The sequence below is a fragment of the Pelagerythrobacter marinus genome, from assembly GCF_034375205.1.
Classification (GTDB): domain Bacteria; phylum Pseudomonadota; class Alphaproteobacteria; order Sphingomonadales; family Sphingomonadaceae; genus Pelagerythrobacter; species Pelagerythrobacter marinus.
In genome coordinates, this window is record NZ_CP139719.1 from 1,359,891 (window position 1) to 1,385,166 (window position 25,276).

The following is a 25,276-nucleotide window of genomic DNA, read 5'->3' on the forward strand; positions in this document are numbered from 1 at the left end:
GCCCGGCCGGCCGGGCGCGGAAGGGGCGGTCATTCCCCCTCGGCCCCGTCTTCCAGGTTGTCGTCGGCCAGGTTGTCGTCGGCCAGATTGTCATCGGAATGCAGCGTGGTCTTCGGTTCCGTCTCGACGCTGCCCCGCGCGGCCATTTCCTCGACGATCGCTTCCTCGGCCTCGGTCTCGGGCGCTTCTTCCTCGTCGAGGCGAACGGCGCTGACGATGTGCTCGCCCTCGGCGACCTTGAACAGGCGGACCCCGGCCGAACCGCGGCCGATCACGCGCAGGCTGTCGAGCCCGATGCGGATCAGCTTGGCCCGGTCGGTCACCAGCATCAGCTGGTCGCGCTGGGTCGCGTTGAAGCTCGCCACGACCGGGCCGTTACGCTCGATATTGTCGATGTTGAGGATGCCCTGGCCGCCGCGACCGATCCGGCGATACTCGTAGGCGGAAGAAAGCTTGCCGTAGCCGTTGGCGCAGACCGTCAGGATGAACTGTTCCTTCCCGGCCAGTTCCTCGAACCGTTCGGCCGGCAGCTCGCATTCGCCCTCGCGCTCGCCCTTCCACGGGGCGAAGCGCAGGTACCGTTCGCGTTCCTCCGCATCGGTGCCGACGCGGTGCAGGATCGAAAGCGAGACGACCTCGTCGCCGTCCTTCAGGTTCATCCCGCGCACACCGGTGGAGGTGCGGCTGGTGAACTCGCGCACGTCCTCCCCCGCAAAGCGGATCGCCTTGCCGTTGCGGCTGGCGAGCAGGACGTCGTCGGTCGCGTCGAGCAGGGCGACGCCGATCAGCCGGTCGTCGCTCCCTTCCTCGAACTTCATCGCGAACTTGCCGTTCGACGGGATGTTGGTGAACGCGTCCATCGAGTTGCGGCGCACGTTGCCCCGGGCCGTGGCGAAGACGACCGACAGCGCGCCCCAGCTATCCTCGTCCTCGGGCAAGGGCAGGACGGTCTGGATCGTTTCCCCGTCGTCGAGCGCAGGCAGGAGGTTGACGATCGGCCGTCCGCGCGTGGCCGGGCCGCCTTCGGGCAGCTTCCAGACCTTCAGCCGATAGACCTTGCCCGCGGTGGAGAAGAACAGCACCGGGTTGTGCGTCGAGGTGACGAACATGTCCATCACCGCGTCTTCTTCCTTGGTCGCCATCCCGGCGCGGCCCTTGCCGCCGCGGGCCTGGGCGCGGAAAGTCGATAGCGGGGTGCGCTTGATATAGCCGTCGAGCGTGACCGTCACGACCATCTCGTCGCGTTCGATCAGGTCCTCGTCGTCGATCCCGTCCCAGGCGGGGGCGATCTCCGACAGGCGCGGCGTGGCGTAGAGATCGCGGATCTCCTCCAGCTCCTCGCGCATGACGGCGTAGAGCTTCTGCCGGTCGGCCAGGATCGCGAGGTACTCCTCGATCGCGATGGCCAGTTCCTTCAGCTCGTCGCCGATCTCGTCGCGCCCCAGCGCCGTCAGGCGGTGCAGTCGCAGATCGAGAATCGCCTTCACCTGCCGTTCGGACAGGCGATAGGTGCCGCCGCGCTGTTCGGCGTCGGGCTCGATCGCCTCGACCAGGCGGATGTACTGCGCGATGTCGCCGATCGGCCATTCGCGCGCGAGCAGCTTCTCGCGCGCCTGGGCCGGGTTGGACGAACCGCGGATGATCGCCACGACTTCGTCCAGGTTGGACACCGCGACCACCAGGCCGAGCAGGATATGGGCCCGCTCGCGCGCCTTGTTCAGCTCGAACTTCGTGCGCCGGGTAATGACCTGTTCGCGGAAGGCGACGAATGCCTGGATGATGTCGCGCAGGTTGAGCACTTCGGGCCGGCCGCCGCGAATCGCGAGCATGTTGGCCGGGAAGCTCGCCTGGGCCGGCGTGTGCCGCCAGATCTGGTTCAGGACGACTTCGGCGGTCGCGTCGCGCTTCAGGTCCACGACGACGCGCACGCCCTCGCGGCTGGATTCGTCGCGGATGTCGGCGATGCCCTCGATCCGCTTGTCCTTCGCGGCCTCGGCGATCTTCTCGACCAGGTTCGACTTGCCGACCTGGTAGGGGATCGAGGTCAGCACGATCGCCTGCCGGTCCCCGCGCGAGGTTTCGACCGTGTGGCGGCACCGCATCAGGATCGATCCGCGCCCGGTCGTATAGGCCGCCTTGGCGCCCGACTGGCCAAGGATCAGCGGGGCCGTGGGGAAATCGGGCCCCGGGATGATCTCGAACAGTTCCTCGCTGCTGATGCGCGGGTTCTCGATGAAGGCCAGGCAGCCGTCGATCACCTCGCCCAGGTTGTGCGGCGGGATATTGGTCGCCATGCCGACCGCGATCCCGCCTGCGCCGTTGACCAGCAGGTTGGGGAAGCGCGCGGGCAGGACGGTCGGCTCGCTCCGCGAACCGTCGTAGTTCTCGGCGAAATCGACCGTGTCCTTGTCGAGATCGTCCAGCAGGCTGTTGGCGACTTTCGCCAGCCGCGCCTCGGTATACCGCATCGAGGCCGGCGGATCCGGGTCCATCGAACCGAAGTTGCCCTGGCCGTCGATCAGCGGGACCCGCATCGACCAGCTCTGCGTCATCCGGGCCAGGGCCTCGTAGATCGCGCTGTCGCCGTGCGGGTGGTAGTTACCCATCACGTCGCCGACGATCTTGGCGCTCTTGCGATAGGGCCGGCCGGCGACGAACCCGCCTTCCTGGCTGGAGAACAGGATCCGGCGATGGACGGGCTTCAGGCCGTCGCGCACGTCGGGCAGCGCGCGGCTGACGATCACGCTCATCGCGTAATCGAGATAGCTCGTCTTCATCTCGTCGACGATGTCGACGCGGTCGAAGTCACCGGCGGGCGCCGGGGGGGCAAGGGTATCGGTATCGTCGCTCAACGGACTTCTTTTCTTTTTCGTTCTGTGGTCTGGAACTTGTGCGGGTCAGCCTAGGCGAGAGCGCGGGGCAGCACCACCGGGATACTGCCCAGATGGGGTCTGGCGCGCGGTTTTTCCACATTTCCGCACGGGCTTGCGCCGCGCCTGCGCGCGGGGGCCATTCAATGGCGGTTCAGCAGCCTTGCCCTAGAAGGAATTGCAATGGCCGCTTCGAGGCGGCACTAGCGCGCATGCAACGCGTTTCTTCAGCCTGAATGGCAGAATTCATCCAAATGGGAGATACCCTGATGCAGTCTTTCGTCCGCAACCCGAACGCGCGCCGCATGCGCATCGGTTCGCATTTCGCCCTTGCCCTCGCGCTGGTTGCCGGCGGCGTTGTCGGCGCCACGGCGCTGGAGGCGCCGGCTGCCGCGCAGAAGAAGAAAGACAACGGCAAGCCGAACTATACCAAGGGCTTCATCCAAGCCTACCAGCCGCTGGCCAAGCGGATCGAGGCGCAGGAAGATCCGGCCGCGCTGAAGGCCGAGATTCCCACGATCACCGCGGCGGTCGAGTCGGAAGACGACAAGTTCGTCGCCGGCCAGGCGATCTACACGATCGGCACCCGCGCCAAGGACACGGCGCTCCAGCGCCAGGGCCTCGACATGATGCTCGAAAGCGGCAAGGTCGGCGCCGAGAACCTCGGCCTCAGCCTCTTCGCATCGGGCCAGCTGGCCTATAACGCGGAAGACTACGCCAAGGCGCGCGCGCGCTTCGAGGAAGCGGCAGCCGCCGGCTACGACGACCCGGCCCTGCAGGGCCTGATGGCGGAATCGTACTTCGCCGAGGAAAACTACGACGCCGGGCTCGCGACGCTGAAGCAGGCGATCTCGACGCGGCACGAGGCCGGCCAGACGGTCGAGGAAGACTGGATCAAGCGCGGCTTCGCCATCGCCTACAACAACCAGCTGGCCGAACATGCCGCCGATTTCGCCAAGATCTACCTCCGGCATTACCCGTCGGCGAACGTCTGGGGCGACGCGATCGCGGTCCAGCGCAGCTTCTTCGAATACGACGACCAGGAACTGCTCGACCTGATGCGCCTTTCGGACCGCACCGGCAGCCTGCGTTCGGAACGCGACTACGTGGATTACATCTCCGCTGCCGACGCCCGCCGCCTGCCGGCCGAAGTCGGGCGGGTGGTCGAAGCAGGCCTGGCGGCCAACATGCTGAACCCCGGCGATGTCCTGGTGACCGAGGCCAAGGCCACCGCGCAGGCGCAGGCCGGGCCCGCCCGGGCCGACGTGGCGGAGCTGGCGCAGGATGCGCGCGGTTCGGGCGCGACCGCTCTAGATGCCGCGGCGGCCGGCGACATGTATCTCAACTTCGGCGATACCGCCGAAGCGATCGAGATGTACGAACTGGCGCTGACGCGGCCCGGTGTCGATCGCGGGCGCGTCCTGATCCGTCTCGGCATCGCCCAGGCCGACCAGGGCCAGTACGCCGAGGCGAAGGCGAACTTCGACAAGGTCGAGGGCGAGCGCGCGATGATCGCCGATCTCTGGTCGATCTATGCCGAGCAGCAGATGTCGGCAGGCGCCACGGCGCAGTAAGCGTCTCGCCCCTGCATAAGGTAAAGGGCGCGGGGACTTCGGTCCTCGCGCCCTTCTTGCATCGGATGTGCGCCTGAGTGGCGCGGGAAGCCGGCGCGGCGCCGGCCCCCGTTCAGCGCAGCCGCTTGATCCAGATCTGGTCGTTCTCGCGCCGTTCGATTGCGAAATTCGGGATCGCCTCGACCAGGTCGATCAACCGGGCATAGCCGTAGTTGCGCGTGTCGAAGCTGGAGCGGTTGCCCGCGCGCTGGCCGACTTCGGAAAGCTTCGCGAACCCCTTCTGGTCGCGCTTGCTGGCGTTGTAGGCTTCGAACAGCAGGTGCAGCATGTCGTCGTCCAGCGGGCCCTTGCCGCCATCGTTGCCGCCATTGGCGCGTTCTTCCTTCTCGGCGCGGATCAGCGCGTCGACATCGATGAAGCGCGTGCAGGCCTGGCGGAAACCCTCGGGCGTCTTCGCGCTGCCGAAGCCATAGACGGGATAGCCGTCCTGGCGGATGCGCATGGCGAGCGGCATGAAGTCGCTGTCGCTCGACATGATGCCGAAACCATGCACGCGCCCGCGATACATCATGTCCATCGCGTCGATGGTCATCTTCATGTCGGTCGCGTTCTTGCCCCGCGTCAGGTCGAACTGCTGCTGCGGCTCGATACCGTAACGGTGGACGAGGTCCGCCCAGCTCTTGAGGGCCGGCTTGCGCCAGTTGCCGTAAGCGCGGCGGATGTTCACCTGGCCCAGTTCGGCAAGCACGGTCAGGACCGGGTCGATCCCGGCCGGGCTGGCATTGTCGGAATCGATCAGGAGGGCGATATTTCGGTGCTGTAGCTCGTCGGACATGCGCGACTAGATGGCCGTCCGCGGGCGGGGGCGCAAGCGGTTTAGGCGGCCGGGCTGAACTCTCCGCTATCCTCGTCCAGCAGGTGCAGCACGCCGTCGGAAATCGCGAAGAAGGCGCCGTGCAGCTTCAGCGCGCCGGCCCCTTCCTTTTCCTGCACGCAGGGGAACGTGCGCAGGTTCGCGAGGCTCACTTTCACCGCCGCCAGTTCCATCGCGCGCTCCGCCTCGCGGCTTTCGGTGCCGAGGCTGGCCGCGATCGGGGCGCGGGCTTCGTCCAGCATGGATATCCAGTTGGCGACGAAGCCGCCCTGGCCCGGGTCGTTGCCGTGCAGGTCCTGCGTCAGCGCGGCCTTGCACCCGCCGCACAGGCCATGGCCCATGACGACGACTTCGCGCACCTTCAGGAACTGGACCGCGAATTCGAGCGCGGCGGAAACGCCGTGGTGCCCCGGGGTCGTCTCGAACGGCGGGACCATCGCGGCGACGTTGCGCACGACGAAGATCTCGCCCGGATCGGCGTCGAAGATCTGCGTGGGATCGACCCGGCTGTCGGAACAGGCGATGACCATCACCTGCGGCGACTGTCCCTCGGCCAGTTCGCTCCAGCGTTCGCGCTGCGAGATCCAGGCGCCGCTGCGAAACTTGCGATATCCATCGATAAGGTCGTCGAAGCTTTTCATGGGCTTCCCAATGCCTTGTCGGGAAAGGGCTGGCAAGACGGCATGTCGCGGACTAGATGGGCCGGCATGAACGACCTTTCCGCCGCACCCGCACCCGACGCGCCCCGGCCGGAGCGCCAGCGCAAGCCCGACTGGATCCGGGTCAAGGCCCCGATCAGCAAGGGGTATCACGAAACGCGCCAGCTGATGCGCGAGCTGAACCTCAACACCGTGTGCGAGGAAGCGGCCTGCCCCAATATCGGCGAGTGCTGGACCAAGAAGCACGCCACGGTGATGATCCTGGGCGACGTCTGCACCCGCGCCTGCGCGTTCTGCAACGTCAAGACCGGGATGCCGCGGATGGTCGATCCGATGGAACCGGAAAACGTCGCCATCGCGGCGGGCAAGATGGGCCTGCAGCACATCGTCATCACCAGCGTCGACCGCGACGACCTGCCCGACGGCGGGGCGGGGCAGTTCGTCAAGGTGATCAAGGCGCTGCGGCGCGAGACGCCCGAGACGACGATCGAGATCCTGACCCCGGATTTCCGCAACAAGATGCGCCCCGCGATCGAGGCGATCTGCGAGGCCGGGCCCGACGTCTTCAACCACAACCTGGAGACCGTTCCGCGCCTCTATCCGACGATCCGGCCCGGCGCGCGCTATTACGCCTCGCTGCGCCTGCTGGAAGAAGTGAAGGCGCACGACCCGCTGATCTTCACCAAGTCGGGCATCATGCTCGGCCTCGGGGAGCAGCGGCTGGAGGTGCACCAGGTGATGGACGACATGCGCAGCGCCGATGTCGATTTCATCACCATGGGCCAGTATCTCCAGCCCACGCCGCGCCATGCCAGGGTGGAGGATTTCGTCACGCCCAAGGCCTTTGCCGCCTTCGGTTCGATTGCCCGGGCCAAGGGCTTCCTCCAGGTCGCGTCGAGCCCGCTGACCCGTTCGAGCTACCACGCCGGCGACGATTTCGCCGAGATGAAAGCCGCGCGCGAAGCGCGACTGGCCAAGCAGAAGGCCTGATGCCCGGAATCCGCGAAAGCCGCACCGTTCCCTATAGCGCCGAGCAGATGTTCGACCTCGTCGCGGACGTCGCCCGCTACAAGGAGTTCCTGCCCTGGGTGATTGCCACCCGCGTGCGTTCGGACAGCGAGGACGAAATGATCGCCGACATGGTCGTCGGCTTCAAGAGCTTCCGCGAAAGCTTCACCTCGCGCGTGACGAAGCGCCGGCCGGAGATGATCGACGTGGTCTACGTCGACGGGCCGCTGCGCGATCTCGACAACGAGTGGCATTTCACCGACTTGCCCGAGGGGGGGAGCCGGATCGATTTCTCAGTCCAGTTCACGTTCAAGAACCGCGTGTTCGAGGCGCTGGCCGGCCAGTACTTCGACCGCGCGTTCCGCAAGATGGTCGCCGCCTTCGAGGATCGCGCGCGCGATCTCTACGGCAGCAGCAGTTCCAGCGCGCACAGCGTCGCCTGACGGCGGATCTCCGCTCGGCCGACATTGCCGAAGCTGCGCAGTTCGCCTTCGGGATCGCCGTCCTGCCCGCGCACGACGCGGGCGAAGACGACCGTGCCCACCGGTTTCAGGTCGGTCCCGCCGTTCGGGCCGGCAACGCCGCTGATGGCGACGGCGACGTCCGCCCCGCTGCGTTCCACCGCCCCTTGCGCCATGGCCCAGACGCAGGCGATCGACACCGCCCCGAAAGTCTCGATGATCTCGCTCGAAACGCCCAGCATCTCGCGCTTCGCCTCGTTCGAGTAAGTCACGAAGCCGCGGTCGAGCACGCGCGAGGAGCCGGGCACTTCGGTCAACGCCGCCGATACCAGCCCGCCGGTGCAGCTTTCGGCCAGGGCCACGCTGCGCCCGGCCCGGGCGTTTTCCTCGATCACGCGGCGGGCCAGCGCCTCGATATCGTCGGGCAGAAGCGTGTCGGACATCGTCAGCGTCCCGGTTGGAGGGCAGGCTGGGGCAGGCAAGCGTTCACGATCGTTCCTTTCGGTCTGGCCCGTTCCGCCGGCGGCCCCGGCACGGGCACGGTGGTCGCGTTGTCGCTCAGGCCGCGGCCACTAGCGTCGCGATGGCCTGGGCCGCGATCCCTTCGCCTCGGCCGGTCAGGCCGAGCCGTTCGGTCGTGGTTGCCTTGACGCTAACCGCCCCGGGCGCAATGGCCAAGAGGCGCGCGATATTCGCGCGCATCGGTTCACGCCAGGGGCCGATCCTGGGCGCTTCGCAGATCACGGTCAGGTCGACGTTGCCCACGCTCATGCCTGCTTCCGCCACCAGATGCGCCGCGTGTTCCACGAAGCGCGACGAGGGCGCCCCCTTCCATTGCGGGTCCGACGGGGGGAAGTGGGTCCCGATGTCACCCTGGCCGATCGCGCCGAGAAGCGCGTCGACGAGCGCGTGGAGCACGACGTCGGCGTCGCTGTGCCCGGCGAGGCCTTTGTCATGCGGGATCCGGACACCCCCCAGCCACAGCTCCTCGCCCTCCGCCAGGCGATGGACGTCGAATCCCAGGCCGGTTCGAACCGGCGGGCCTTGATCCATGAAATCCTCCGCCACGGTCAGTTTTGCCAGGGCTTCGTCTCCTTCCACCAGGGCGACGCTTCCGCCGGCGGCGCGCAGGACCTGCGCATCGTCGCCCGCCTCGCGCGCCCCATGCCACGCGCGATGGGCATCCAGGATCGCCTCGAAGCGGAACGCCTGGGGGGTCTGCACCCGGCGCAGGCGCTCGCGATCGGCGGAACCGGCCATGACGTCGCCCTGCGCCTCCGCCAGGCTGTCCACCACCGGCAGGACGGGGATCGCACCGGGATGATCCGGCAGCGCGGCCAGCAGCCGCGCGATGACGGCCTGCGAAAGGGCGGGGCGGGCGGCGTCGTGGATCAGCACGGCGTCGGGCGCTGCGCCGGCCAGTCGTTCCAGCGCGTTCGCTACCGATTGCCGGCGCGTCGCGCCCCCGGTGACCAGCGCGTATCCCTGCAGCCCCGCCAGGCAATCGCGCGCCCTGTCTTCGCCGTCCGGCGGAATCACCACGACGACCGGCGCCGCGCCGGCCGCCAGGAACGCTTCCACCGAATGGCGCACGACCGGCTTGCCCCGCCAGCGAACGAACTGCTTGGGAATCGCCTGGCCTGCGCGCAGCCCCTTGCCCGCGGCGACGACGACTGCGGCAAACGGGGGCGGGGGCGGGACGGCCGACATGGCCGTGGGCGCTAGCGCCTTGCACGGGGGCGGGCAATCCACTATGCGCTGCCCAAATTTTAGGCACCAGCACCCATGACCGAACTTCCCGCTCCCCCGCCGCTCAGGCCCATCCACGTCGGCCCCGTCACGATCGACTGCCCGGTCGTGCTCGCGCCGATGACGGGCGTGACCGACATGCCGTTCCGCACCCTTGTGCGACGCTATGGCTCGGGCCTCAACGTGACCGAGATGATCGCGAGCCAGGCGGCCATTCGCGAAACGCGCCAGTCGATCCAGAAGGCCGCCTGGGACCCGGTGGAAGAGCCGGTGTCGATGCAGCTGGTCGGCTGCGACCCGGACTCGATGGCCGAGGCGGCGAAGCTGAACCAGGATCGCGGGGCGGAGATCATCGACATCAATTTCGGTTGCCCGGTGCGCAAGGTCACCAACGGCATGGCCGGTTCCGCCCTGATGCGCGAGGTTCCGCTGGCGACCCGCCTGATGGAGGCGACGGTCAAGGCCGTGTCCGTGCCGGTAACGGTGAAGATGCGCATGGGGTGGGACCATTCGAGCTTGAACGCGCCCGAACTGGCGCGCATCGCGCAGGACCTGGGGGTGAAGATGATCACCGTCCACGGGCGCACGCGTAACCAGATGTACAAGGGCCAGGCGGACTGGGCCTTCATCCGCAAGGTGAAGGACGCGGTCTCGATCCCCGTCATCGTCAACGGCGACATCTGCGGGATCGAGGATGCCGCCGCCGCGCTCGAGCAATCGGGGGCCGACGGGGTGATGATCGGACGCGGCGCCTATGGCAAGCCGTGGCTGCTGGGCCAGGTCATGCACTGGTGGCGCACCGGCGAGAGGCTCGACAGCCCGAGTTTCGACGAACAGTACGCGGTTCTGGTCGAACACTATCGCGCCATGCTCGATCACTACGGCCGCGAGGTCGGGACCAAGATCGCGCGCAAGCACCTGGGCTGGTACACCAAGGGCATGCACGGTTCGGCCGAGTTTCGGAACCGCGCGAACTTCATCGACGACCCCGACCAGGTCCTTGGCGAGATCGAGCGGTTCTACCAACCGTTCCTCCACCGCCGCGCGGCGTGATCGCGGTGGAGGAGCGGCCCGATCCCGGGGCCCAGATCGCCGGACTGATCTTCGCCGTCCTCCTGCTCGACCCGGACATGGTCGTGCGCGAGGCGAACCCGGCTGCCGAAGACCTGCTGCACCGAAGCGCACGGCGCCTGGTGGGGGAGCGGCTGCTCGACGTGATCGGGCTCGACGACGAGCGGGTCGCGCACCGGCTGGGCGATGCCGACGCCCGGCTGACCGTGCGCGGCATGGTCATGCGGTGCGGCGAGCGGGCGATGCAGGTCAATGTCACCGTTTCGCCGCTGGCGACCCACCCGGGCTGGCGGGTCATGACTTTCTCCGAGGTCGGGCAGGGCGAACTGGGGGACGAGGGGCGCGACGAGACGACCTTGCGCGCGCCCTCGATCCTCGCGCACGAGATCAAGAACCCGCTCGCCGCCATTCGCGGGGCGGGGCAACTCGTGGCGCGCAAGCTGGACGAGAAGGATCGCCCCCTGGCCGCGATGATCTCCGCGGAGGTGGACCGGATCGCGCGGCTCGTCGACCGGATGCAGCGCCTCGGCAGCGAGCGTGCGGACCCGGTCGAACCGACCAACCTGCACGAGGCGATCCGCAGCGCCATCGCCACCGTTCGCGCGGCGGGCGGCGGCGGGGTGGAACTGGTCGAGGAATTCGACCCGTCGCTGCCCCCCGTTCTCGCCAGCCGCGACGCGCTGGAGCAGGTGCTGATCAACCTGGTCACCAATGCGCGCGATGCCTGTTCGGGGGGCGAGGAGCCGCGCGTCGTCATCCGCACGCGCTTCGTCAGCGGGCTGGTGTCCAACCTGAAGCTGGGCCGGGCGATCCGCCTGCCGATCGAGGTGACCGTCAGCGACAATGGCCCGGGCGTCGATCCGTCGCTGCGCGATCACGTGTTCGAACCGTTCGTGACGTCCAAGTCCAGCGGGCAGGGGCTCGGCCTCGCGCTGGTGCGGAAGCTGGTCCGCGACATGGACGGCCGGATCGGCCACCAACGCGACGAGCGCGCGGGCCTGACCCATTTTCGCATTCACCTGCCGCTGGCGCGCGAGGAAGGAGAACCGGCATGAATGGCAAGGTCCTGCTGGTGGAGGACGACGCCTCCATCGCCACGGTGATCCGCTCCGCGCTGGAGGACGAGGGGTTCGCGGTGGACCGGTGCGAGAGCATCGCCGCGCGCGACCGGGCGCTGGCGTCGGACCGTTACGACGTCATGCTGACCGATGTCATGCTGGCCGACGGCGACGGCATTGCCTCGATCGACAGCGTGCGGGCGGCCTGCCCGCAGATGCCGCTGATCGTCCTTTCGGCGCAGAACACGCTCGATACCGCGGTCCGCGCGAGCGACACCGGCGCCTTCGAGTACTTTCCCAAGCCCTTCGACCTCGACGATCTCGTGCGCGCGGTCGTCCAGGCCGCGGGGTCGGGCGACAAGCGCGGGGAGGAGGCCGAGGCCGGCGACGGCTTGCCGCTGGTCGGCCGCAGCCAGGCGATGCAGGCCGTATACCGCATGATCACGCGGGTCCTGCGCAACGACCTGACCGTGCTGGTCCTGGGCGAATCGGGCACCGGCAAGGAACTGGTGGCCGAGGCGATCCACCAGCTGGGCCATCGCAAGTCCGGCCCCTTCGTCGCGGTCAACGCCGCCGCCATTCCCGCCGACCTGATCGAAAGCGAGCTGTTCGGGCACGAGAAGGGCGCCTTTACCGGCGCGATCGCCCAGGCCATCGGCAAGTTCGAACAGGCCAATGGCGGCACGCTGTTCCTCGACGAAATCGGCGACATGCCGATCGAGGCGCAGACGCGCCTGCTGCGCGCACTGCAATCCGGCCGCATCCGGCGGGTCGGCGGGCGGCAGGAAATCGCGGTGGACGTGCGGATCATCGCGGCGACCAACCGCGACCTCAAGCCGATGATCGCGGCGGGGCAGTTCCGCGAAGACCTCTATTACCGGCTGAACGTCGTGCCGATCGTGCTGCCGCCGCTGCGTGACCGGGTGGAGGACATCGAGGCGCTGGCCAAGCATTTCCTGGGGCTCGCCGCGCGCGAGGGCCTGCCCGAACGGCGGATCGACCGCCCGGCGCTCGCGCTGCTGGAACAGCAGCCGTGGCGGGGCAACGTGCGCGAGTTGCAGAACGCGGTCTATCGCCTGGCGCTGATGGCGCGCGACGACGTGATCGACGCGGGCACGGTCACCGCGGTACTTGGCGACCCGGCGGAAGCGGTCATGCGCGGGCGCGACGACGCGCTGGGCGCCGCCCTGGCGGCGTGGCTGGCTGACAATGCGCCGGCCCACGGAACGCTCTATCACCGCGCCGTCTCCGCCTTCGAGCGGCCGTTGTTCGAATATGCCCTCGGCCAGACCGGCGGAAACCAGTTGCGGGCGGCCAAGCTGCTGGGCATCAATCGCAACACCTTGCGCAAGCGGCTGGGCGAGTTGCAGATCAACGCCGACAGCTTCGCGCGCGCCGAATAGCCGCCCGTCCGACAAATTCCTCCCTTGGACGGATTGCCCCTTGCAAATCCGCAACAGCGCAGTTGTAGTATTGCAACTGTGGCGGAATCGACACTTTCCCTGACGAGGCGCAGTCCGCGCTGGTGGCGACGCTTCGTCGTCGCCTCGCGCCGCGCAAATTTCTTCCGCCTGCTCGAGATCGCCTCGGCCCTCGCGCTGGCGGCGATGGTCCTCACCACCTGGCTTACCTTCAACAACGCCCCCGGCGACGGGCAACTGGTGCCGGCGGGGAAGGTGGCGAGCCTGCTGATCGGCACGCTGCTGCCGGCCATGGCCCTCGTCGTCCTGTTCGGGCGGCGTCTCGCACTGCGCCGGGCCGCGGGCAGCACCGCGCGCCTCCACGTGCGCCTGGTGTTCTTCTTCTCGCTCGTGGCCGCCGTGCCGACCCTGCTCGTCGCCGCTTTCGCCGCCGTCCTGTTCCAGTCCGGGGTCGATTTCTGGTTCTCGGACGATTCGCGCGGCCTGATGCGCAACGCGGACGAGTTCGCGCGCGGTTACTACGAAGAAAACCAGCTGGAAGTCGCCAACCACACGATCGCGATGGCGGGCGACCTGCGCTATTACTTCGAACGCGGCACGCTGACCGACGGCGGGTTCGAGGATTTCTACCGCTACCAGGCCGAAGGGCGGAACATCAACGAATCGGCGATCCTGCAGCGGGTGGCCGACGGCAGCCTGCGCACCGCGGCGATGTTCGGCCTGATGACCGACAACGATCCGACCGAGCTAGACCCGGCGATCTTCGACGCCATCGGGGGCGAGGAGCCGGTCGTGGTCCAGGGCCAGGCCGAACGGATCGAGGCGGTCGCCGCGATCGATCGCGAGAGCGGGATATTCCTCTACAACGCTCGCAACTCCAAGGCTTTTGCGTTCGACCTGTGGGATCGCGCCAATGCCCTCTCGACCAACTACGCCGCGCTGACCCAGCGGGGCCGGGCGCTCCAGCTGCGGTTCAACCTGGCGCTGTTCGTCGTCTCGCTGGGCCTGCTGGCGCTGGCGGTGTGGTTCGCGCTGCGCTTCGCCGATCGCCAGGTGGAGCCGTTGACCGATCTCGTCGGCGCGGCGCGCCAGGTTGGCGCGGGCAACTTCGCGCTGCGGGTGGAAGGGCGCACCGGCCCCGACGAAATCGGCCTGCTCAACCGTGCGTTCAACCGGATGACGGCCCAGATCGAGAAGCAGACCGACGCCCTCGTTGCCGCCAATCGCCAGCTGGAAAACCGCCGCGCCTTCATGGCGACCGTGCTCGAATCGGTGACCGCCGGCGTGATCTCGGTCGACCAGGACGGGCAGGTCCTGCTGATGAACGGATCGGCCCAGGCGCTGCTGCTGGACGAAGGCTCGCCGCCGCCGGTGGGGCTGACGCTGGAGGCGCTTACCCCGCCCATCGCGGCCCTCCTGCGGGGCGGGATCGATCGCGGCATCGTCAACCAGACGGTCGGCGGCGAACTGCTGACCCTGGCGGTCAAGATCGCCGACTTCTCCGAAGGCAAGGTGATCACGTTCGAGGATATCACCCGCCAGCTGCTCGACCAGCGGCAGGCGGCCTGGTCCGACGTGGCGCGGCGGATCGCGCACGAGATCAAGAACCCGCTGACCCCGATCCAGCTCGCGACCGAGCGGCTGAAGCGCCGCTACCGATCGCAGATCGAAAGCGACGGCGAACTGTTCGACGAACTGACCAGCACGATCGTCCGCCAGGTGGGGGACTTGCGCAAGATGGTGGACGAGTTCTCCTCCTTCGCGCGGCTGCCCAAGCCGGTCTTCCGCGAGGAGGACGTGCTCGACCTCGTGCGCCAGGCGCTGTTCCTGCAGGAAGTCGCCCACCCGGAGATCGATTTCCGCTTCGTCTCCGCCACCCAGGGCCCGGTGCCACTGGCCTGCGACCGCCACCAGGTCGGGCAGGCGATGACCAACGTGCTGAAGAACGCGGTCGAGGCGGTCGAGGCGCGCGCCCGCGATGCCGAGGCGGATTTTCGCGGCCGGATCGCCGTGTCGATCGCGCCGGGGGCCGACGACGTGACGGTCGTGGTGGAGGACAACGGGGTCGGCCTGCCGCAGGATCGCGACCGGATCGTCGAACCCTATGTCACCACGCGCGAGAAAGGCACCGGGCTCGGCCTCGCGATCGTGAACAAGATCGTCGAGGAACACGGGGGGGAAATGGCTTTCGCGACCACGGCCGGGGGCGGAACGCGGGTGACGCTTCGCTTCGCCCGCAAGCCCGGGGCGCAGGGAAGCGAGGCCGCCGAATGACAGCTTGCAAGGAGAACTGCCGATGACCCTCGAGATTCTCGTCGTGGACGACGAACGCGACATTCGCGAACTCGTCTCCGGCGTGCTCAGCGACGAGGGCTACGAATGTCGCACCGCCGGCGACAGCGGCTCCGCCCTGGCCGCGATCGACGAGCGCCGCCCCAGCCTGGTCCTGCTCGACGTCTGGCTCCACGGCAGCCCGATGGACGGGCTCGAGGTGCTGGACGAGATCAAGAAGCGCGAGCCGGAACTGCCGGTGATCATCTTTTCGGGTCACGGCAATATCGACACCGCCGTTTCGGCGGTCGGGCGCGGGGCGATGGACTTCATCGAGAAGCCGTTCGAGGCGGAAAAGCTGCTCCACCTCGTCGCCCGCGCGACCGAGACCGAGCGCCTGCGGCGGGAGAACACACGCCTGCGCCAGGGCTTCACCGGGGGCGAGGAATTCACCGGCAACTCCCCGGTCATCAACCAGGTCCGCGCGACGCTCAAGCGCGTGGCGGGCACCGGCAGCCGCGTGCTGATCAGCGGCCCGGCAGGCGCGGGCAAGGAAGTCGCCGCGCGCCTGCTGCACAGCTGGAGCGGGCGGGCCGAAGGCGGGTTCGTGATCGTCAACTCGGCACGGATCACGCCCGAGCGGTTCGAACAGGAACTGTTCGGCGAGGAGGCCGACGGAAAGCTCGTGCGCCCCGGTTTGCTGGAGCTGGCCGACGGCGGCACGCTCTACCTCGACGAAGTGGCCGACATGCCGCTTTCCACCCAGGCCCGGATCCTGCGCGTCCTGACCGAGCAGAGCTTCGTGCGGGTCGGCGGCAACCGGCAGATCGGGGTGGACGTGCGCGTCGTGTCGTCCACGTCGCGCGATCTCGCGCAGGAGATCGAGGATCGCCGCTTTCGCGAGGACCTGTTCTATCGGCTCAACGTGGTTCCGGTGGCGATCCCGTCGCTGGCCGAGCGGCGCGACGACATTCCCGCGCTGACGCAGCATTTCTTCACCCGCTACGCGGCCGAACAGGGCATTCCCGCGCCCGAGATTTCCGAGGAGGCGATGGCCGCGCTCCAGGCTTACGACTGGCCGGGCAACGTGCGCCAGTTGCGCAACGTGGTCGAGCGGACTGTGATCCTGTCCCCCCGCGACGACCTGCACACGGTCGAAGCGGACATGCTGCCGAGCGAGGTGACCGGGGGCAAGCTGGGGGCGGCGAACGGCCTGTCGTCGCTGATGGGCGTGCCGCTGCGCGAGGCGCGCGAGACCTTCGAACGCGAATATCTCAGCATCCAGATCCGCCGTTTTTCCGGCAATATCTCGAAGACGGCGAGCTTCATCGGGATGGAGCGGTCGGCCCTTCATCGCAAGCTCAAGCTCCTGGGCATGGGCGAACGCAGCACGGCGGAGCGCAAGGGCTGATGCCGGCGCCCGCGGCAGGGGCGATCAAATATCGTTGCCCGCGGGCACCAAGCGCGGCATAATCGGTTGACTATCCGGCGGGCTCGAAAGGGCCCGCCAGAATGCGGACCGCAAGGGCGGCCGCCAACAAGAAGGAAGCAGACATGCCTAGCGGACAGACACTTTCCGCGCGTCCCAAGCCCAAGCCGGCCGAGGAGCCGAAACAGGGACGCCAGCCCAACCTGCAGGACGCGTTTCTCAATATCCTGCGCAAGAACAAGACGCCGGTCACGATGTTTCTCGTCAAGGGCGTCAAGCTTCAGGGCATCGTGACCTGGTTCGACAACTTCTCGATCCTGCTGCGCCGCGACGGGCAGTCGCAGCTTGTCTACAAGCACGCGATCTCCACCATCATGCCGGCCCAGCCGATGGATGCGAAGCAGTTCGCGAGCCAGGATTCGAGCAAGAAGCAGCGCCTCTTGCAGGACGTGTTCCTTTCGCGCGTGCGCGATGCGGAGGCGCAAGTGACGATGTTCCTCGTCAACGGCGTGATGCTGCAGGGCGCGATCGCGGCCTACGACCTGTTCTGCATGTTGCTCGAACGCGAAGGCTACGTGCAGCTCGCCTACAAGCACGCGGTTTCGACGATCCAGCCTGCGACGCCGGTCGATCTCAGCGACGACTGGGAAGGCGAGGGCGACTGAGCTTCGACGACAACCTCCTGGGCGAGGTCTCGCGCGGGGCGCGGGCCCTCGTCGTGTGCCCCGATATCCGTGGGCAGAAGCACGACCTCGATCCCGGGGCGCGGCTTGAGGAGGCATGCGGCCTGGCGCTGGCGATCGGCATCGTCGTCGCCGATGCGACGATCGTGCCCGTGCGCCAGGTGCGGCCCGGCACGTTGTTCGGGGCGGGCCAGGTGGAAAACATCGCGATTGCCTGCGAACAGCACGAGGCGGAACTGGTCGTGGTCGACGGCGCGCTATCGCCGATCCAGCAACGCAACCTGGAGGAAACGCTGCGGCGCAAGGTGATCGACCGCACCGGCCTGATCCTCGAGATCTTCGGCGAGCGGGCGGCAACGGCGGAAGGGCGCCTCCAGGTCGAACTGGCCCATCTCGATTACCAGCAGAGCCGTCTCGTCCGGTCGTGGACCCACCTTGAACGCCAGCGCGGCGGTTTCGGCTTCCTCGGCGGCCCTGGCGAGACGCAGATCGAGGCGGACCGGCGGATGATCCGCCAGCGCATGGCGCGCCTGCGCAAGGAACTTGAGCAGGTTCGCAAGACCCGGGCCCTGCACCGCGAACGGCGGGGGAGGGCGCCTTGGCCCGTGATCGCGCTGGTCGGCTATACCAACGCAGGAAAATCCACCCTTTTCAATCGCTTGACGGGCGAATCTGTCATGGCGGAAGACCTGCTTTTCGCGACGCTGGACCCGACCATGCGGGCGATCCGGCTGCCGGGCGTGGAAAAGGCGATCATGTCGGACACGGTCGGATTCATCTCCGACCTGCCGACCCAGCTTGTCGCGGCTTTCCGCGCCACGCTGGAAGAAGTGACCGGCGCCGATGTCATCGTCCACGTGCGCGACATGGCCAACCCGGCCGCCGCCGCGCAGAAGGCGCAAGTGCTGGCGGTGCTCGGCGAACTGGGCCTTGTCGAAGGGGAGGGGGGCGAAAGCACGATCCCGATCGTCGAGGCGTGGAACAAGCTCGATCTCCTGGCCGAGCCCGACCGCGAGCGGCTGCGCGAGGCGGCCGAGGGCAAGGACACGATCGTGCCGATCTCGGCCATGACGGGCGAGGGCGTCGAAGCGCTTCTTGCCCGGGTCGATCGGCTGCTGACGGCCGGCGCGAAAGTGCACGAGTTCGTGCTCGACGCTGGCGAAGGACAGAAGATCGCCTGGCTCCACGCCCACGGCCAGGTGCTGGAGGATGTCGAGGCCGAAGGCAGCGAGGGGCCGCGACGCAGGTTGCTCGTTCGCCTGACGCCCAAGGAATTCGGCCGCTTCGAAAGCCTCGCGGACTAGTCGCCTTCGCCAGCCGCTTCGCCGCGCTTGACGCGCTGCCAGAGCTCCTCCTGCTCTTCCAGCGACAGGCTTTCGAAGCCGCCTTCGGCCAGGTCTTCCATCGCGCGGAAACGGCGTTCGAACTTCCGGTTGGCGGCACGCAGGGCGTCTTCGGCCGAGAGGCCGTGCGCGCGCACGAGGTTGACCGCGGCGAACAGCAGGTCGCCGGCTTCGGCGAGCCGTTCCTCGGGCGGGGCCTGTTCGAGCTCGTCCAGCTCCTCGACCACCTTGGCCCGCGGACCGGCGGTGTCCGGCCAGTCGAAACCGACGCGGGCCGCGCGCTTCTGCAGCTTCTCCGCGCGGGAGAGCGCCGGCAGCGCCACCGCCACGCCGTCGAGCGCGCTCTGCGCCCCGCGCGATGCGCGTTCCTGCGCCTTGATCGCTTCCCAGCGTTCCTCGCGCATGCCGCCGGGCATGTCGGCATCGCCGAAGATGTGCGGATGGCGCGCCTCCAGCTTGTCGGCGATGGCCGCGGCGACGTCGTCGAACGCGAAGAGGCCGGCTTCCTGGGCGATCCGCGCCTGGAACACGACCTGGAACAGCAAGTCGCCGAGCTCGTCGCGAATGTCCGCCGGGTCGCCGCGTTCGACCGCGTCGGCGACCTCGTAGGCTTCCTCGATCGTGTGCGGAACGATCGTTTCGAACGTCTGCGCGCGATCCCATTCGCATCCCCGCGCGGGGTCGCGCAGGGTGGCCATGATGTCGAGGAGGCGGTGAACTTGCTGAGTCATTTAGGAATGATAATATATATTATGTAAAGTTCGGGATGGGCGGACAGGCGTGGAGCTACGGCAGCAACAGGCCGAACACCAGCGCGGCCCCGGTGAAGATCGCGATCCAGACGAGCGCCAGGCGCAGGCCCTTCTTCCAGTCGAGCCGGTAGGACGCAAAGGCGCTGGCCGCCAGGATCAGCCAACCGACCAGCGCGACCAGCCTGACACCGTCGAACTCGCTCACAGTCTCACCTCCAGCCCGTCGTAACCGACCATTACGCCGTCGGGTATCTCGCGCGCCAGCGTGCGATAGTCCATGCTCTTGTCGAGATGGGTCAGAACCGTCTGGCGCGCGCGGCAACGCTCGGCGAGTTCGAGCGCCATGGCCAGGTGCGCGTGCGTCGGATGCGGCTCGCGGCGAAGGCAGTCGGTGACGAGAAGGTCCACGCCGTGGAAGGTGTCGACCATCTCGTCGCGGATCTCGCTGAAATCCGTCGCATAGGCGACTGATTTTCCGTCGCATTCGAACCGAAAACCGGTCGATTGCGCCGGCCCGTGCGGCATCTGGCACCAGTTGACGGCGAAGCCGGCGCAGAGCCTCAGGCGATCGAGCGACTCGAGCGAAACGATCGTCGGGTAACCGTGCTGCCCGGCAAAGACATAGTCGAACCGCCGCCGCAGGCGTTCGACGGTAAAGCCGGAGGCGTAGCCCGGGATCGGGCCGCCTCGCCCGTATCGCAGGACCCGCAGATCGTCGATGCCGTGGCAGTGATCGGCATGATCGTGAGTCCAGAACACCGCGTCGATCGCGTCGATCCGGTTGGCCAGGAGCTGCTGGCGCAAGTCGGTCGAGGTATCGACGAGGATCCGGCGGCCTTCCGCGCTTTCGAGCAGGATGGAAACCCGCGTGCGGCGGTTGCGCGGCTCGTCCGGATCGCAGTCGCCCCAGTCGTCGCCGATCCGCGGAACGCCGGTCGATGTCCCCGAACCGAGGACGATGCACTTCATGCCGCCGCTCGCGAGAACAGCCGGAAGAAGTTCGCCGTCGTCGCCTCGCCCAGTTCCTCCAGAGTCTCGCCGCGCAGGTCGGCCACGAATTGCGCCGTGTCCCGCACGAAGGCCGGCTCGCACGGCTTGCCGCGATGCGGGACCGGGGCGAGAAACGGGCTGTCGGTTTCGACCAGAAGCCGGTCGCGCGGCAATTCCTTCGCGATTTCCTGTAGTTCAGCCGCGTTCTTGAAGGTCACGATACCCGACAGGGAGATCGAGAGGCCGAGGTCCAGCACCGTCCGGGCGAAGTCGCGCGACGCGGTGAAACAGTGGATCAGCGCCGGGAAGGCCCCGCGCGCCATCTCGTCGGCAAGGATCGCCGCGGTATCGGCCTCTGCATCGCGGGTGTGGATGATGACCGGCAGGCCGGTTTCCCGCGCCACGCCGATATGCATTCGGAACAGGTCCTGCTGCACCGCCCGGTCGGACTTGTCGTAATAGTAATCGAGGCCCGTTTCGCCGATCCCGATCACGCGCGCGCCTTCGGCCGCCTCGCGCAGTTCGGCAGCGCCCATGTCGTGGTGGCCGTCGGCCTCGTGCGGGTGAATGCCGACGCTGGCCCAGACATCCCCTTCGCGCCGCGCGGTGCCGACCACGCGATCCCATTCGCTGCGGCGGGTCGAGATGTTGAGGAACCCGGCCACCCCCGCCCCGCGCGCCCGCGCGAGGACTTCTCCCTGGCGTTCGGCCAGGCCGTCGTATTCGAGGTGGCAGTGGCTATCGATCAGCATCAGGCAGCGTCGCTTTCCGGGCCTTCCGGCAGTTCCAGGCGCGGGAACACGCCGACCGGCTTTGCGATCGCGAACCCGCTTTCCACCAGCGCGGCGAACCACGCCTCGTTCCCGATCGCCGCGAAATCGCGCTCTTCGCGTGCAGCCCCGACCTGGTCGAGAAGGGCGTCCGCCGCGCCCGGCACGACCGGGCGCACGGCGATCGCCAGGTCGCGGACGCAGCGCAGCAGGGTCATCAGCACGGCTTCCATCCGCGCCGGGTCGGTTTTCCGCAGCGCCCAGGGCGCCTGTTCGTCAACGTACTGGTTGCAGGCGAAAACGGCCCGCATCCATGCCTCGAGCCCGGCGGAGAACGCCAGCCGCCCGAACTCGCGCGGCAGTTCGACCGCACATGCCTCTTTCACCGTGGCCAGCAGGGCGTCGTCGGCCGCATCCAGCGCGCAGGCGGCAAGCCGGCCGTCCATGTTCTTGAAGATCATCGACAGGGTCCGCTGCGCCAGGTTGCCGAAACTGTTGGCCAGTTCCGCGTTGCAGCGGGTGACGATGGCTTCCGCCGAATAGCTGCCATCCTGTCCGAAAGCGATCTCGCGAAGGAAGAAATAGCGCAGCGGATCGACCCCGAAACGCGCGGCAAGGTCGAGCGGATCGGTGACGTTGCCGAGCGACTTCGATTCCTTCTGCCCGCGGTTGAGCAGGAAACCGTGGCCGAAGACCTGCCGCGGCAGGGGCAAGTCCGCGCTCATCAGGAAGGCCGGCCAGTACACGGTATGGAACCGGACGATGTCCTTGCCGATCAGGTGCAGGTCCGCCGGCCAGAACTTGCGCCAGAGATCGGTCTCGTCGGGGTAGCCGAGCCCGGTGATGTAATTGGTCAGCGCATCGACCCAGACGTACATGACATGCCCGTCGCTGCCCGGCACGGGAACGCCCCAGTCGAAGCTCGTCCGGCTGACCGAGAGGTCTTTCAACCCGCCGGAAACGAAGGCGATCATCTCGTTGCGGCGGCTTTCGGGCTCGCAGAAACCGGGGCTGCGCAGCAGTTCGAGGATCCGGTCCTGGTAGCGGGAAAGGCGGAAGAACCAGCTTTCCTCCACCGTCCATTCGACCGGCGTGCCCTGCGGAGAGAGCTTTTCGCCCCCCTCCCCCGCGACCAGTTCCTTCTCGTCGTAATAGGCCTCGTCGCGAACCGAGTACCATCCTTCGTACCGGTCGAGGTAGAGATCGCCCTTGGCCTCCATCGCGCGCCAGATCGCCTGGCTGGCGCGATGGTGGTCGCTGTCCGACGTGCGGATGAAACGATCGTAGGAAATGTTCAATGTATCAGCCATTTCCTTGAAATAGCCGGACATTTCATCGGCAAGATCGCGCGCGGTGCGCCCCTGCTCGGCGGCCTTGCGCGCCATTTTCAGGCCGTGCTCGTCGGTCCCGGTCTGGAAGCGCACCTCGCGCCCCATGGCCCGCTGGAAGCGTGCGACGACGTCGGCGGCCACCGCCTCGTAGGCATGGCCGATATGCGGGCGACCGTTGGGATAGTTGATCGCGGTGGTGATATAGAATGGTTCAGACATCGGCCCGCTCGCTAGCGGGCGCCGCGGAGGCGAGCAAGGTGCCGATTTCCATCACCAGCAGTCCGGGGTCGAAGTTGTAGGTCGGCGCCTGCCCCGCGAGCTGGACCAGCCGCGAATGGGCATCGACCAGGGCAGCCCAGCCGACGCGCCGCCCACGGTCGATTTCGCCGGCCCGGTTCATCTCGGTAGCCAGCACCGAGCGCGCGAGGTCGAGGATCGCGGCGATCCTCTCGCGGTCCGGGCGTGCCCCCACCGCCTCGGCCAGCTGGCCGCGCAAGGTAAAGCCCGGGTCGCCTTCGCGCACGATCCGCGCCATCAGCGTGTCGAGCGGACCGAGGTCGCGCTGGAGGAAATCGAGCGCCAGCCCCGGCGACCCGCCCGAGGCGCGTACGGCGGCTTCACGGGTCGCCGCGTCCGCTTCCGGCGCCTCCGACGCCAGCCACCGGTCGAGCGCGGGATCGTCCAGCGGAGCGAAGCGCAGGAGCCGACAGCGCGAACGGATCGTCGGCAGGAGCTTTGCCGGCCGGTGCGCGACGAGGAGGAAATAGGTCCCGGCAGGGGGCTCCTCCAGGCTTTTCAGCAGGGCGTTCGACGCGCTCGGCTCAAGGTCGTCGGCCGGGTCGATGATCACTGCCCGGCGCGCGCCCATCGTCGGGCGGGTCGTCAGGCGCTGCTGCATGGCACGGATCTGCGCGACGGCGATGTTGCGCCGGGTTTCGAACGGCTTGCCTTCGTCGCGCTTGCGTTCTTCCTTGTCGTCCTTGGGCTGGCGGGTCAGGACGTGGATGTCGGGATGCGGGGCGGGATCGCCGGCGTCGGCACCGCACAGCTCGCGCGCGGCCGCCAGGGCAAAGGTCATCTTGCCCAGCCCGCGCTTCCCCGCGAGCAGCCAGGCGTGGTGCATGCGCTGCCCGCGAAGGGCCTCGCGCCACTGTCGCCACGCGTTTTCGTGCCCGAGCAGGCTCATCGGCCGCTATCCTCCACCAGCGGTTCGATCGCGCGCAGCACGCGGTCGTGCACTTCGTCGGCCGGGGCATTGCCGTCGATCGCCCGGACGGAGCGGGCCTGGCCCGCGATGGCGCGGAAGGCATCGGCCACGCGGGCATGGTAATCGGCATCGCGCCCCCCGATCGCGTCGGTGCGCGAACCGTCGCGCCGGGCGATCCGCTCCGCCGCCACCTCGGCCGGCACCTCGATCAGCAGCGTCAGGTCGGGCCGCAGGCCGCCGCTGCCGATCGCGTGAAGTTGCTGCACGGCCTCGTCGCCGATGCCCCCTGCCCCGCCTTGGTAGGCACGGCTCGAATCGACGAAGCGATCGCACACGACCCACTGCCCAGCCGCGAGCGCAGGGCGGATCAGGCGCGCCACGTGGTCGGCCCGGGCCGCTGCGAACAGCAGGGCTTCGGCCGGCGCGTCCCAGCCTTCCCCCGGCGGGGATAGCAGGAGACTGCGGATCGCCTCGGCTCCCACAGTGCCGCCGGGCTCGCGCGTCAGCACGGCGTCTATCCCGCGCGCGGCGAGCGATTCGGCGAGGCGCCGGGCCTGGGTGGACTTGCCGGTCCCCTCCCCCCCTTCGAAGGCGATGAAGCGGCCCCGCGTCACTGGAACAGGCTCGCCAGGCCGTTGAGCAGCCGCTGCCATTCGTTCGCCTGCGGCACGGCCGCGCCGGTGAGCAAAGGAACGCGCGAGGGCGGCGCGTCGCCCAGCGCGATTTCGAGCTCGGCCACGGGCTCGCCGGCGTCGAGCGGCGCCTGGAGCGGCCCCTCGTAGCGGATCGTCAGGGTCGGGGTGCCGGCCGCGCCCCTGGGGAAAGTCGCCTTGATCGGCGCCGCCGCAACCAGCGGGACGGTGCGCTGCGCCCCTTCCTGGACGAGCGCGTGGCCGACATGGGCCCCCGCGTCATAGAGGTTGCGGGTATCGAACGCCGCAAAACCCCATTCCATCAGCGCGATCGAGACTTTCGCCCGCTCGCGACTGGAGCCGGCCCCCGCCGCGACCATGACCAGCCGCCGCCCGTCGCGCTCGGCACTGCCGAGGAAGCCGAACCCGGCCTGGTTGGTAAAGCCGGTCTTGATCCCGTCTGCCCCCTCCACCTTGCCGCGGATCGGGTCGTGGTTCGCCTGTGCGATGCCCCGGTGCGCGAGCCCTTCGCGCCCGAGATAATAGCGGTAGAGCTGCGGATGACGCGAGATCATCTCGCGCGCCAGCAGCGCGAGGTCGTGGGCGGTGGTGAACGTGCGCCCTTCGTCCATCCAACCGTTCGGCGTTCCGAAATGGGTATCGTCCATGCCGATCTCGCGCGCCTTGGCGTTCATCAGCGACACCCAGTCTTCCACCGATCCGGCGGCCCCCTCGGCGAGAACGGCCGAGGCGTCGTTGGCCGAGACGTTGGCGATGCCCAGCAGCAGCGTCTCCACCGTCACCGCTTCGCCCAGTTCGAGGAACATGCGCGAGCCGCGGCCGTACCAGTCGCGGTGGGCCTGCTCGCTCATCGCGAAGGACTGGCCGGGCGAAAGCTTGCCTTCCTCGATCATCTCGAACGCGAGGAACAGCGTCATGACCTTGGTGATGGAAGCGGGCATGAACCGCCGGTCGGCGTCGCGCGCGAACAGGACCTGGCCGGACGACATATCGAGCAGGAGCGCGATCGGCGCCTCGGCAAAAGGTTCGTCGCCTGCCGCCGGCGCCACCTCCGCGCCGGGCGAAGCGGTGGCGAGGGCGAGCGCCGGCAAGACGGCGAGAT

General features: G+C 68.1%; 23 protein-coding genes. 10 read left to right on the forward strand and 13 right to left on the reverse strand.

Going from position 1 to position 25,276, the window contains the following annotated elements:
- Window positions 1-29 precede the first annotated feature (29 nt).
- Window positions 30-2,852: a DNA gyrase subunit A gene (gene gyrA, locus T8T98_RS06585; protein ID WP_251105695.1), complete on the reverse strand. Its 2,823-nt coding sequence runs from the start codon at window positions 2,850-2,852 to the stop codon at window positions 30-32.
- 254 nt (window positions 2,853-3,106) lie between these two features.
- On the opposite strand from gyrA, the gene T8T98_RS06590 reads away from it, so the two are divergent.
- Complete coding sequence (locus T8T98_RS06590) at window positions 3,107-4,444, forward strand: hypothetical protein (RefSeq protein WP_322295873.1); 1,338 nt, start codon at window positions 3,107-3,109, stop codon at window positions 4,442-4,444.
- A gap of 112 nt (window positions 4,445-4,556) precedes the next feature.
- Here T8T98_RS06590 and T8T98_RS06595 read toward each other — a convergent pair whose 3' ends face one another.
- Window positions 4,557-5,279, reverse strand: a complete 723-nt coding sequence (locus tag T8T98_RS06595; protein WP_251105693.1) for an NYN domain-containing protein — start codon at window positions 5,277-5,279, stop codon at window positions 4,557-4,559.
- Window positions 5,280-5,320: 41 nt separating this feature from the next.
- Window positions 5,321-5,959: a carbonic anhydrase gene (locus T8T98_RS06600; RefSeq protein ID WP_160732836.1), complete on the reverse strand. Its 639-nt coding sequence runs from the start codon at window positions 5,957-5,959 to the stop codon at window positions 5,321-5,323.
- Between the two features lie 66 nt (window positions 5,960-6,025).
- Here T8T98_RS06600 and lipA point away from each other — a divergent pair, with 66 nt between their 5' ends.
- Both lipA and T8T98_RS06610 read left to right on the forward strand, forming a co-directional pair.
- Window positions 6,026-6,967, forward strand: a complete 942-nt coding sequence (lipA, locus tag T8T98_RS06605) for a lipoyl synthase (protein ID WP_251105692.1) — start codon at window positions 6,026-6,028, stop codon at window positions 6,965-6,967.
- Window positions 6,967-7,428: a type II toxin-antitoxin system RatA family toxin gene (locus T8T98_RS06610; RefSeq protein WP_160732838.1), complete on the forward strand. Its 462-nt coding sequence runs from the start codon at window positions 6,967-6,969 to the stop codon at window positions 7,426-7,428. The genes lipA and T8T98_RS06610 overlap by 1 nt, the downstream gene beginning before the upstream one ends.
- Here the strand turns inward: T8T98_RS06610 and T8T98_RS06615 are convergent.
- Both T8T98_RS06615 and T8T98_RS06620 read right to left on the reverse strand, forming a co-directional pair.
- A complete protein-coding gene (locus tag T8T98_RS06615) occupies window positions 7,389-7,889 on the reverse strand; it encodes a CinA family protein (RefSeq protein WP_322295874.1) in 501 nt (166 codons plus the stop codon). The genes T8T98_RS06610 and T8T98_RS06615 overlap by 40 nt on opposite strands.
- 115 nt (window positions 7,890-8,004) lie before the next feature.
- The gene (locus tag T8T98_RS06620; protein ID WP_251105690.1) at window positions 8,005-9,156 is read right to left on the reverse strand and encodes a bifunctional 2-C-methyl-D-erythritol 4-phosphate cytidylyltransferase/2-C-methyl-D-erythritol 2,4-cyclodiphosphate synthase; all 1,152 of its coding nucleotides are present in this window, start codon (window positions 9,154-9,156) and stop codon (window positions 8,005-8,007) included.
- A 75-nt stretch (window positions 9,157-9,231) separates the two neighbouring features.
- Between T8T98_RS06620 and dusB the strand changes: the two genes are divergently transcribed.
- The 7 genes from dusB to hflX all read left to right on the forward strand — a co-directional run bounded on the left by dusB (window position 9,232) and on the right by hflX (window position 18,432).
- Window positions 9,232-10,248, forward strand: a complete 1,017-nt coding sequence (gene dusB / locus T8T98_RS06625) for a tRNA dihydrouridine synthase DusB (RefSeq protein ID WP_251105689.1) — start codon at window positions 9,232-9,234, stop codon at window positions 10,246-10,248.
- On the forward strand, window positions 10,245-11,321 hold the full coding sequence (locus T8T98_RS06630) for a two-component system sensor histidine kinase NtrB (protein WP_322295875.1): 1,077 nt from the start codon (window positions 10,245-10,247) through the stop codon (window positions 11,319-11,321). Before dusB ends, T8T98_RS06630 begins: the two co-directional genes overlap by 4 nt.
- Window positions 11,318-12,727 (forward strand): sigma-54-dependent transcriptional regulator, encoded by a 1,410-nt coding sequence (locus tag T8T98_RS06635; protein ID WP_251105688.1) that lies wholly within the window; start codon window positions 11,318-11,320, stop codon window positions 12,725-12,727. The genes T8T98_RS06630 and T8T98_RS06635 overlap by 4 nt, the downstream gene beginning before the upstream one ends.
- 78 nt (window positions 12,728-12,805) lie before the next feature.
- On the forward strand, window positions 12,806-15,019 hold the full coding sequence (locus T8T98_RS06640) for a sensor histidine kinase (RefSeq protein WP_251105687.1): 2,214 nt from the start codon (window positions 12,806-12,808) through the stop codon (window positions 15,017-15,019).
- Between the two features lie 22 nt (window positions 15,020-15,041).
- Window positions 15,042-16,427 (forward strand): nitrogen assimilation response regulator NtrX, encoded by a 1,386-nt coding sequence (gene ntrX / locus T8T98_RS06645; protein WP_251105686.1) that lies wholly within the window; start codon window positions 15,042-15,044, stop codon window positions 16,425-16,427.
- A 143-nt stretch (window positions 16,428-16,570) separates the two neighbouring features.
- Window positions 16,571-17,110 carry an RNA chaperone Hfq gene (hfq, locus tag T8T98_RS06650; RefSeq protein WP_160732845.1) on the forward strand — a complete coding sequence of 180 codons (540 nt, stop codon included), beginning with the start codon at window positions 16,571-16,573 and terminating at the stop codon, window positions 17,108-17,110.
- 17 nt (window positions 17,111-17,127) lie between these two features.
- Window positions 17,128-18,432: a GTPase HflX gene (gene hflX, locus T8T98_RS06655; protein ID WP_456107229.1), complete on the forward strand. Its 1,305-nt coding sequence runs from the start codon at window positions 17,128-17,130 to the stop codon at window positions 18,430-18,432.
- Here the strand turns inward: hflX and mazG are convergent.
- From mazG to T8T98_RS06695, 8 genes are read right to left on the reverse strand one after another with little or no spacing between them, the layout of a single operon-like run.
- Window positions 18,429-19,202, reverse strand: a complete 774-nt coding sequence (mazG, locus tag T8T98_RS06660; RefSeq protein ID WP_251105684.1) for a nucleoside triphosphate pyrophosphohydrolase — start codon at window positions 19,200-19,202, stop codon at window positions 18,429-18,431. The two genes, hflX and mazG, sit on opposite strands and share 4 nt — an antisense overlap.
- A 55-nt stretch (window positions 19,203-19,257) precedes the next feature.
- Complete coding sequence (locus tag T8T98_RS06665; protein ID WP_251105683.1) at window positions 19,258-19,428, reverse strand: hypothetical protein; 171 nt, start codon at window positions 19,426-19,428, stop codon at window positions 19,258-19,260.
- Entirely contained in the window at window positions 19,425-20,192 is a 768-nt protein-coding gene (locus T8T98_RS06670) for an MBL fold metallo-hydrolase (RefSeq protein ID WP_322295876.1), read from the reverse strand. The genes T8T98_RS06665 and T8T98_RS06670 overlap by 4 nt, the downstream gene beginning before the upstream one ends.
- The gene (locus T8T98_RS06675; protein ID WP_251105681.1) at window positions 20,189-20,965 is read right to left on the reverse strand and encodes a TatD family hydrolase; all 777 of its coding nucleotides are present in this window, start codon (window positions 20,963-20,965) and stop codon (window positions 20,189-20,191) included. Before T8T98_RS06675 ends, T8T98_RS06670 begins: the two co-directional genes overlap by 4 nt.
- Window positions 20,965-22,533, reverse strand: a complete 1,569-nt coding sequence (gene metG / locus T8T98_RS06680) for a methionine--tRNA ligase (RefSeq protein WP_251105680.1) — start codon at window positions 22,531-22,533, stop codon at window positions 20,965-20,967. Before metG ends, T8T98_RS06675 begins: the two co-directional genes overlap by 1 nt.
- Window positions 22,526-23,500 (reverse strand): DNA polymerase III subunit, encoded by a 975-nt coding sequence (locus T8T98_RS06685; protein WP_251105679.1) that lies wholly within the window; start codon window positions 23,498-23,500, stop codon window positions 22,526-22,528. Before T8T98_RS06685 ends, metG begins: the two co-directional genes overlap by 8 nt.
- Window positions 23,497-24,135, reverse strand: coding sequence for a dTMP kinase (gene tmk / locus T8T98_RS06690; RefSeq protein WP_160732851.1), 639 nt, complete (start codon window positions 24,133-24,135; stop codon window positions 23,497-23,499). The genes T8T98_RS06685 and tmk overlap by 4 nt, the downstream gene beginning before the upstream one ends.
- Window positions 24,132-25,265: a D-alanyl-D-alanine carboxypeptidase family protein gene (locus tag T8T98_RS06695; RefSeq protein WP_251105678.1), complete on the reverse strand. Its 1,134-nt coding sequence runs from the start codon at window positions 25,263-25,265 to the stop codon at window positions 24,132-24,134. Before T8T98_RS06695 ends, tmk begins: the two co-directional genes overlap by 4 nt.
- Window positions 25,266-25,276: the final 11 nt, after the last annotated feature.

Bases quoted from the DNA above. Each gene is read 5' to 3' on its own strand.
- T8T98_RS06610 (WP_160732838.1), top strand. From the start codon at position 6,967: ATGCCCGGAATCCGCGAAAGCCGCACCGTTCCCTATAGCGCCGAGCAG.
- T8T98_RS06635 (WP_251105688.1), top strand. From the start codon at position 11,318: ATGAATGGCAAGGTCCTGCTGGTGGAGGACGACGCCTCCATCGCCACG.
- T8T98_RS06670 (WP_322295876.1), bottom strand. From the start codon at position 20,192: ATGAAGTGCATCGTCCTCGGTTCGGGGACATCGACCGGCGTTCCGCGG.
- T8T98_RS06615 (WP_322295874.1), bottom strand. From the start codon at position 7,889: ATGTCCGACACGCTTCTGCCCGACGATATCGAGGCGCTGGCCCGCCGC.
- lipA (WP_251105692.1), top strand. From the start codon at position 6,026: ATGAACGACCTTTCCGCCGCACCCGCACCCGACGCGCCCCGGCCGGAG.
- ntrX (WP_251105686.1), top strand. From the start codon at position 15,042: ATGACCCTCGAGATTCTCGTCGTGGACGACGAACGCGACATTCGCGAA.
- metG (WP_251105680.1), bottom strand. From the start codon at position 22,533: ATGTCTGAACCATTCTATATCACCACCGCGATCAACTATCCCAACGGT.
- T8T98_RS06620 (WP_251105690.1), bottom strand. From the start codon at position 9,156: ATGTCGGCCGTCCCGCCCCCGCCCCCGTTTGCCGCAGTCGTCGTCGCC.
- T8T98_RS06590 (WP_322295873.1), top strand. From the start codon at position 3,107: ATGGCAGAATTCATCCAAATGGGAGATACCCTGATGCAGTCTTTCGTC.
- T8T98_RS06600 (WP_160732836.1), bottom strand. From the start codon at position 5,959: ATGAAAAGCTTCGACGACCTTATCGATGGATATCGCAAGTTTCGCAGC.
- T8T98_RS06595 (WP_251105693.1), bottom strand. From the start codon at position 5,279: ATGTCCGACGAGCTACAGCACCGAAATATCGCCCTCCTGATCGATTCC.
- T8T98_RS06675 (WP_251105681.1), bottom strand. From the start codon at position 20,965: ATGCTGATCGATAGCCACTGCCACCTCGAATACGACGGCCTGGCCGAA.
- hfq (WP_160732845.1), top strand. From the start codon at position 16,571: ATGCCTAGCGGACAGACACTTTCCGCGCGTCCCAAGCCCAAGCCGGCC.
- dusB (WP_251105689.1), top strand. From the start codon at position 9,232: ATGACCGAACTTCCCGCTCCCCCGCCGCTCAGGCCCATCCACGTCGGC.
- mazG (WP_251105684.1), bottom strand. From the start codon at position 19,202: ATGACTCAGCAAGTTCACCGCCTCCTCGACATCATGGCCACCCTGCGC.
- T8T98_RS06685 (WP_251105679.1), bottom strand. From the start codon at position 23,500: ATGAGCCTGCTCGGGCACGAAAACGCGTGGCGACAGTGGCGCGAGGCC.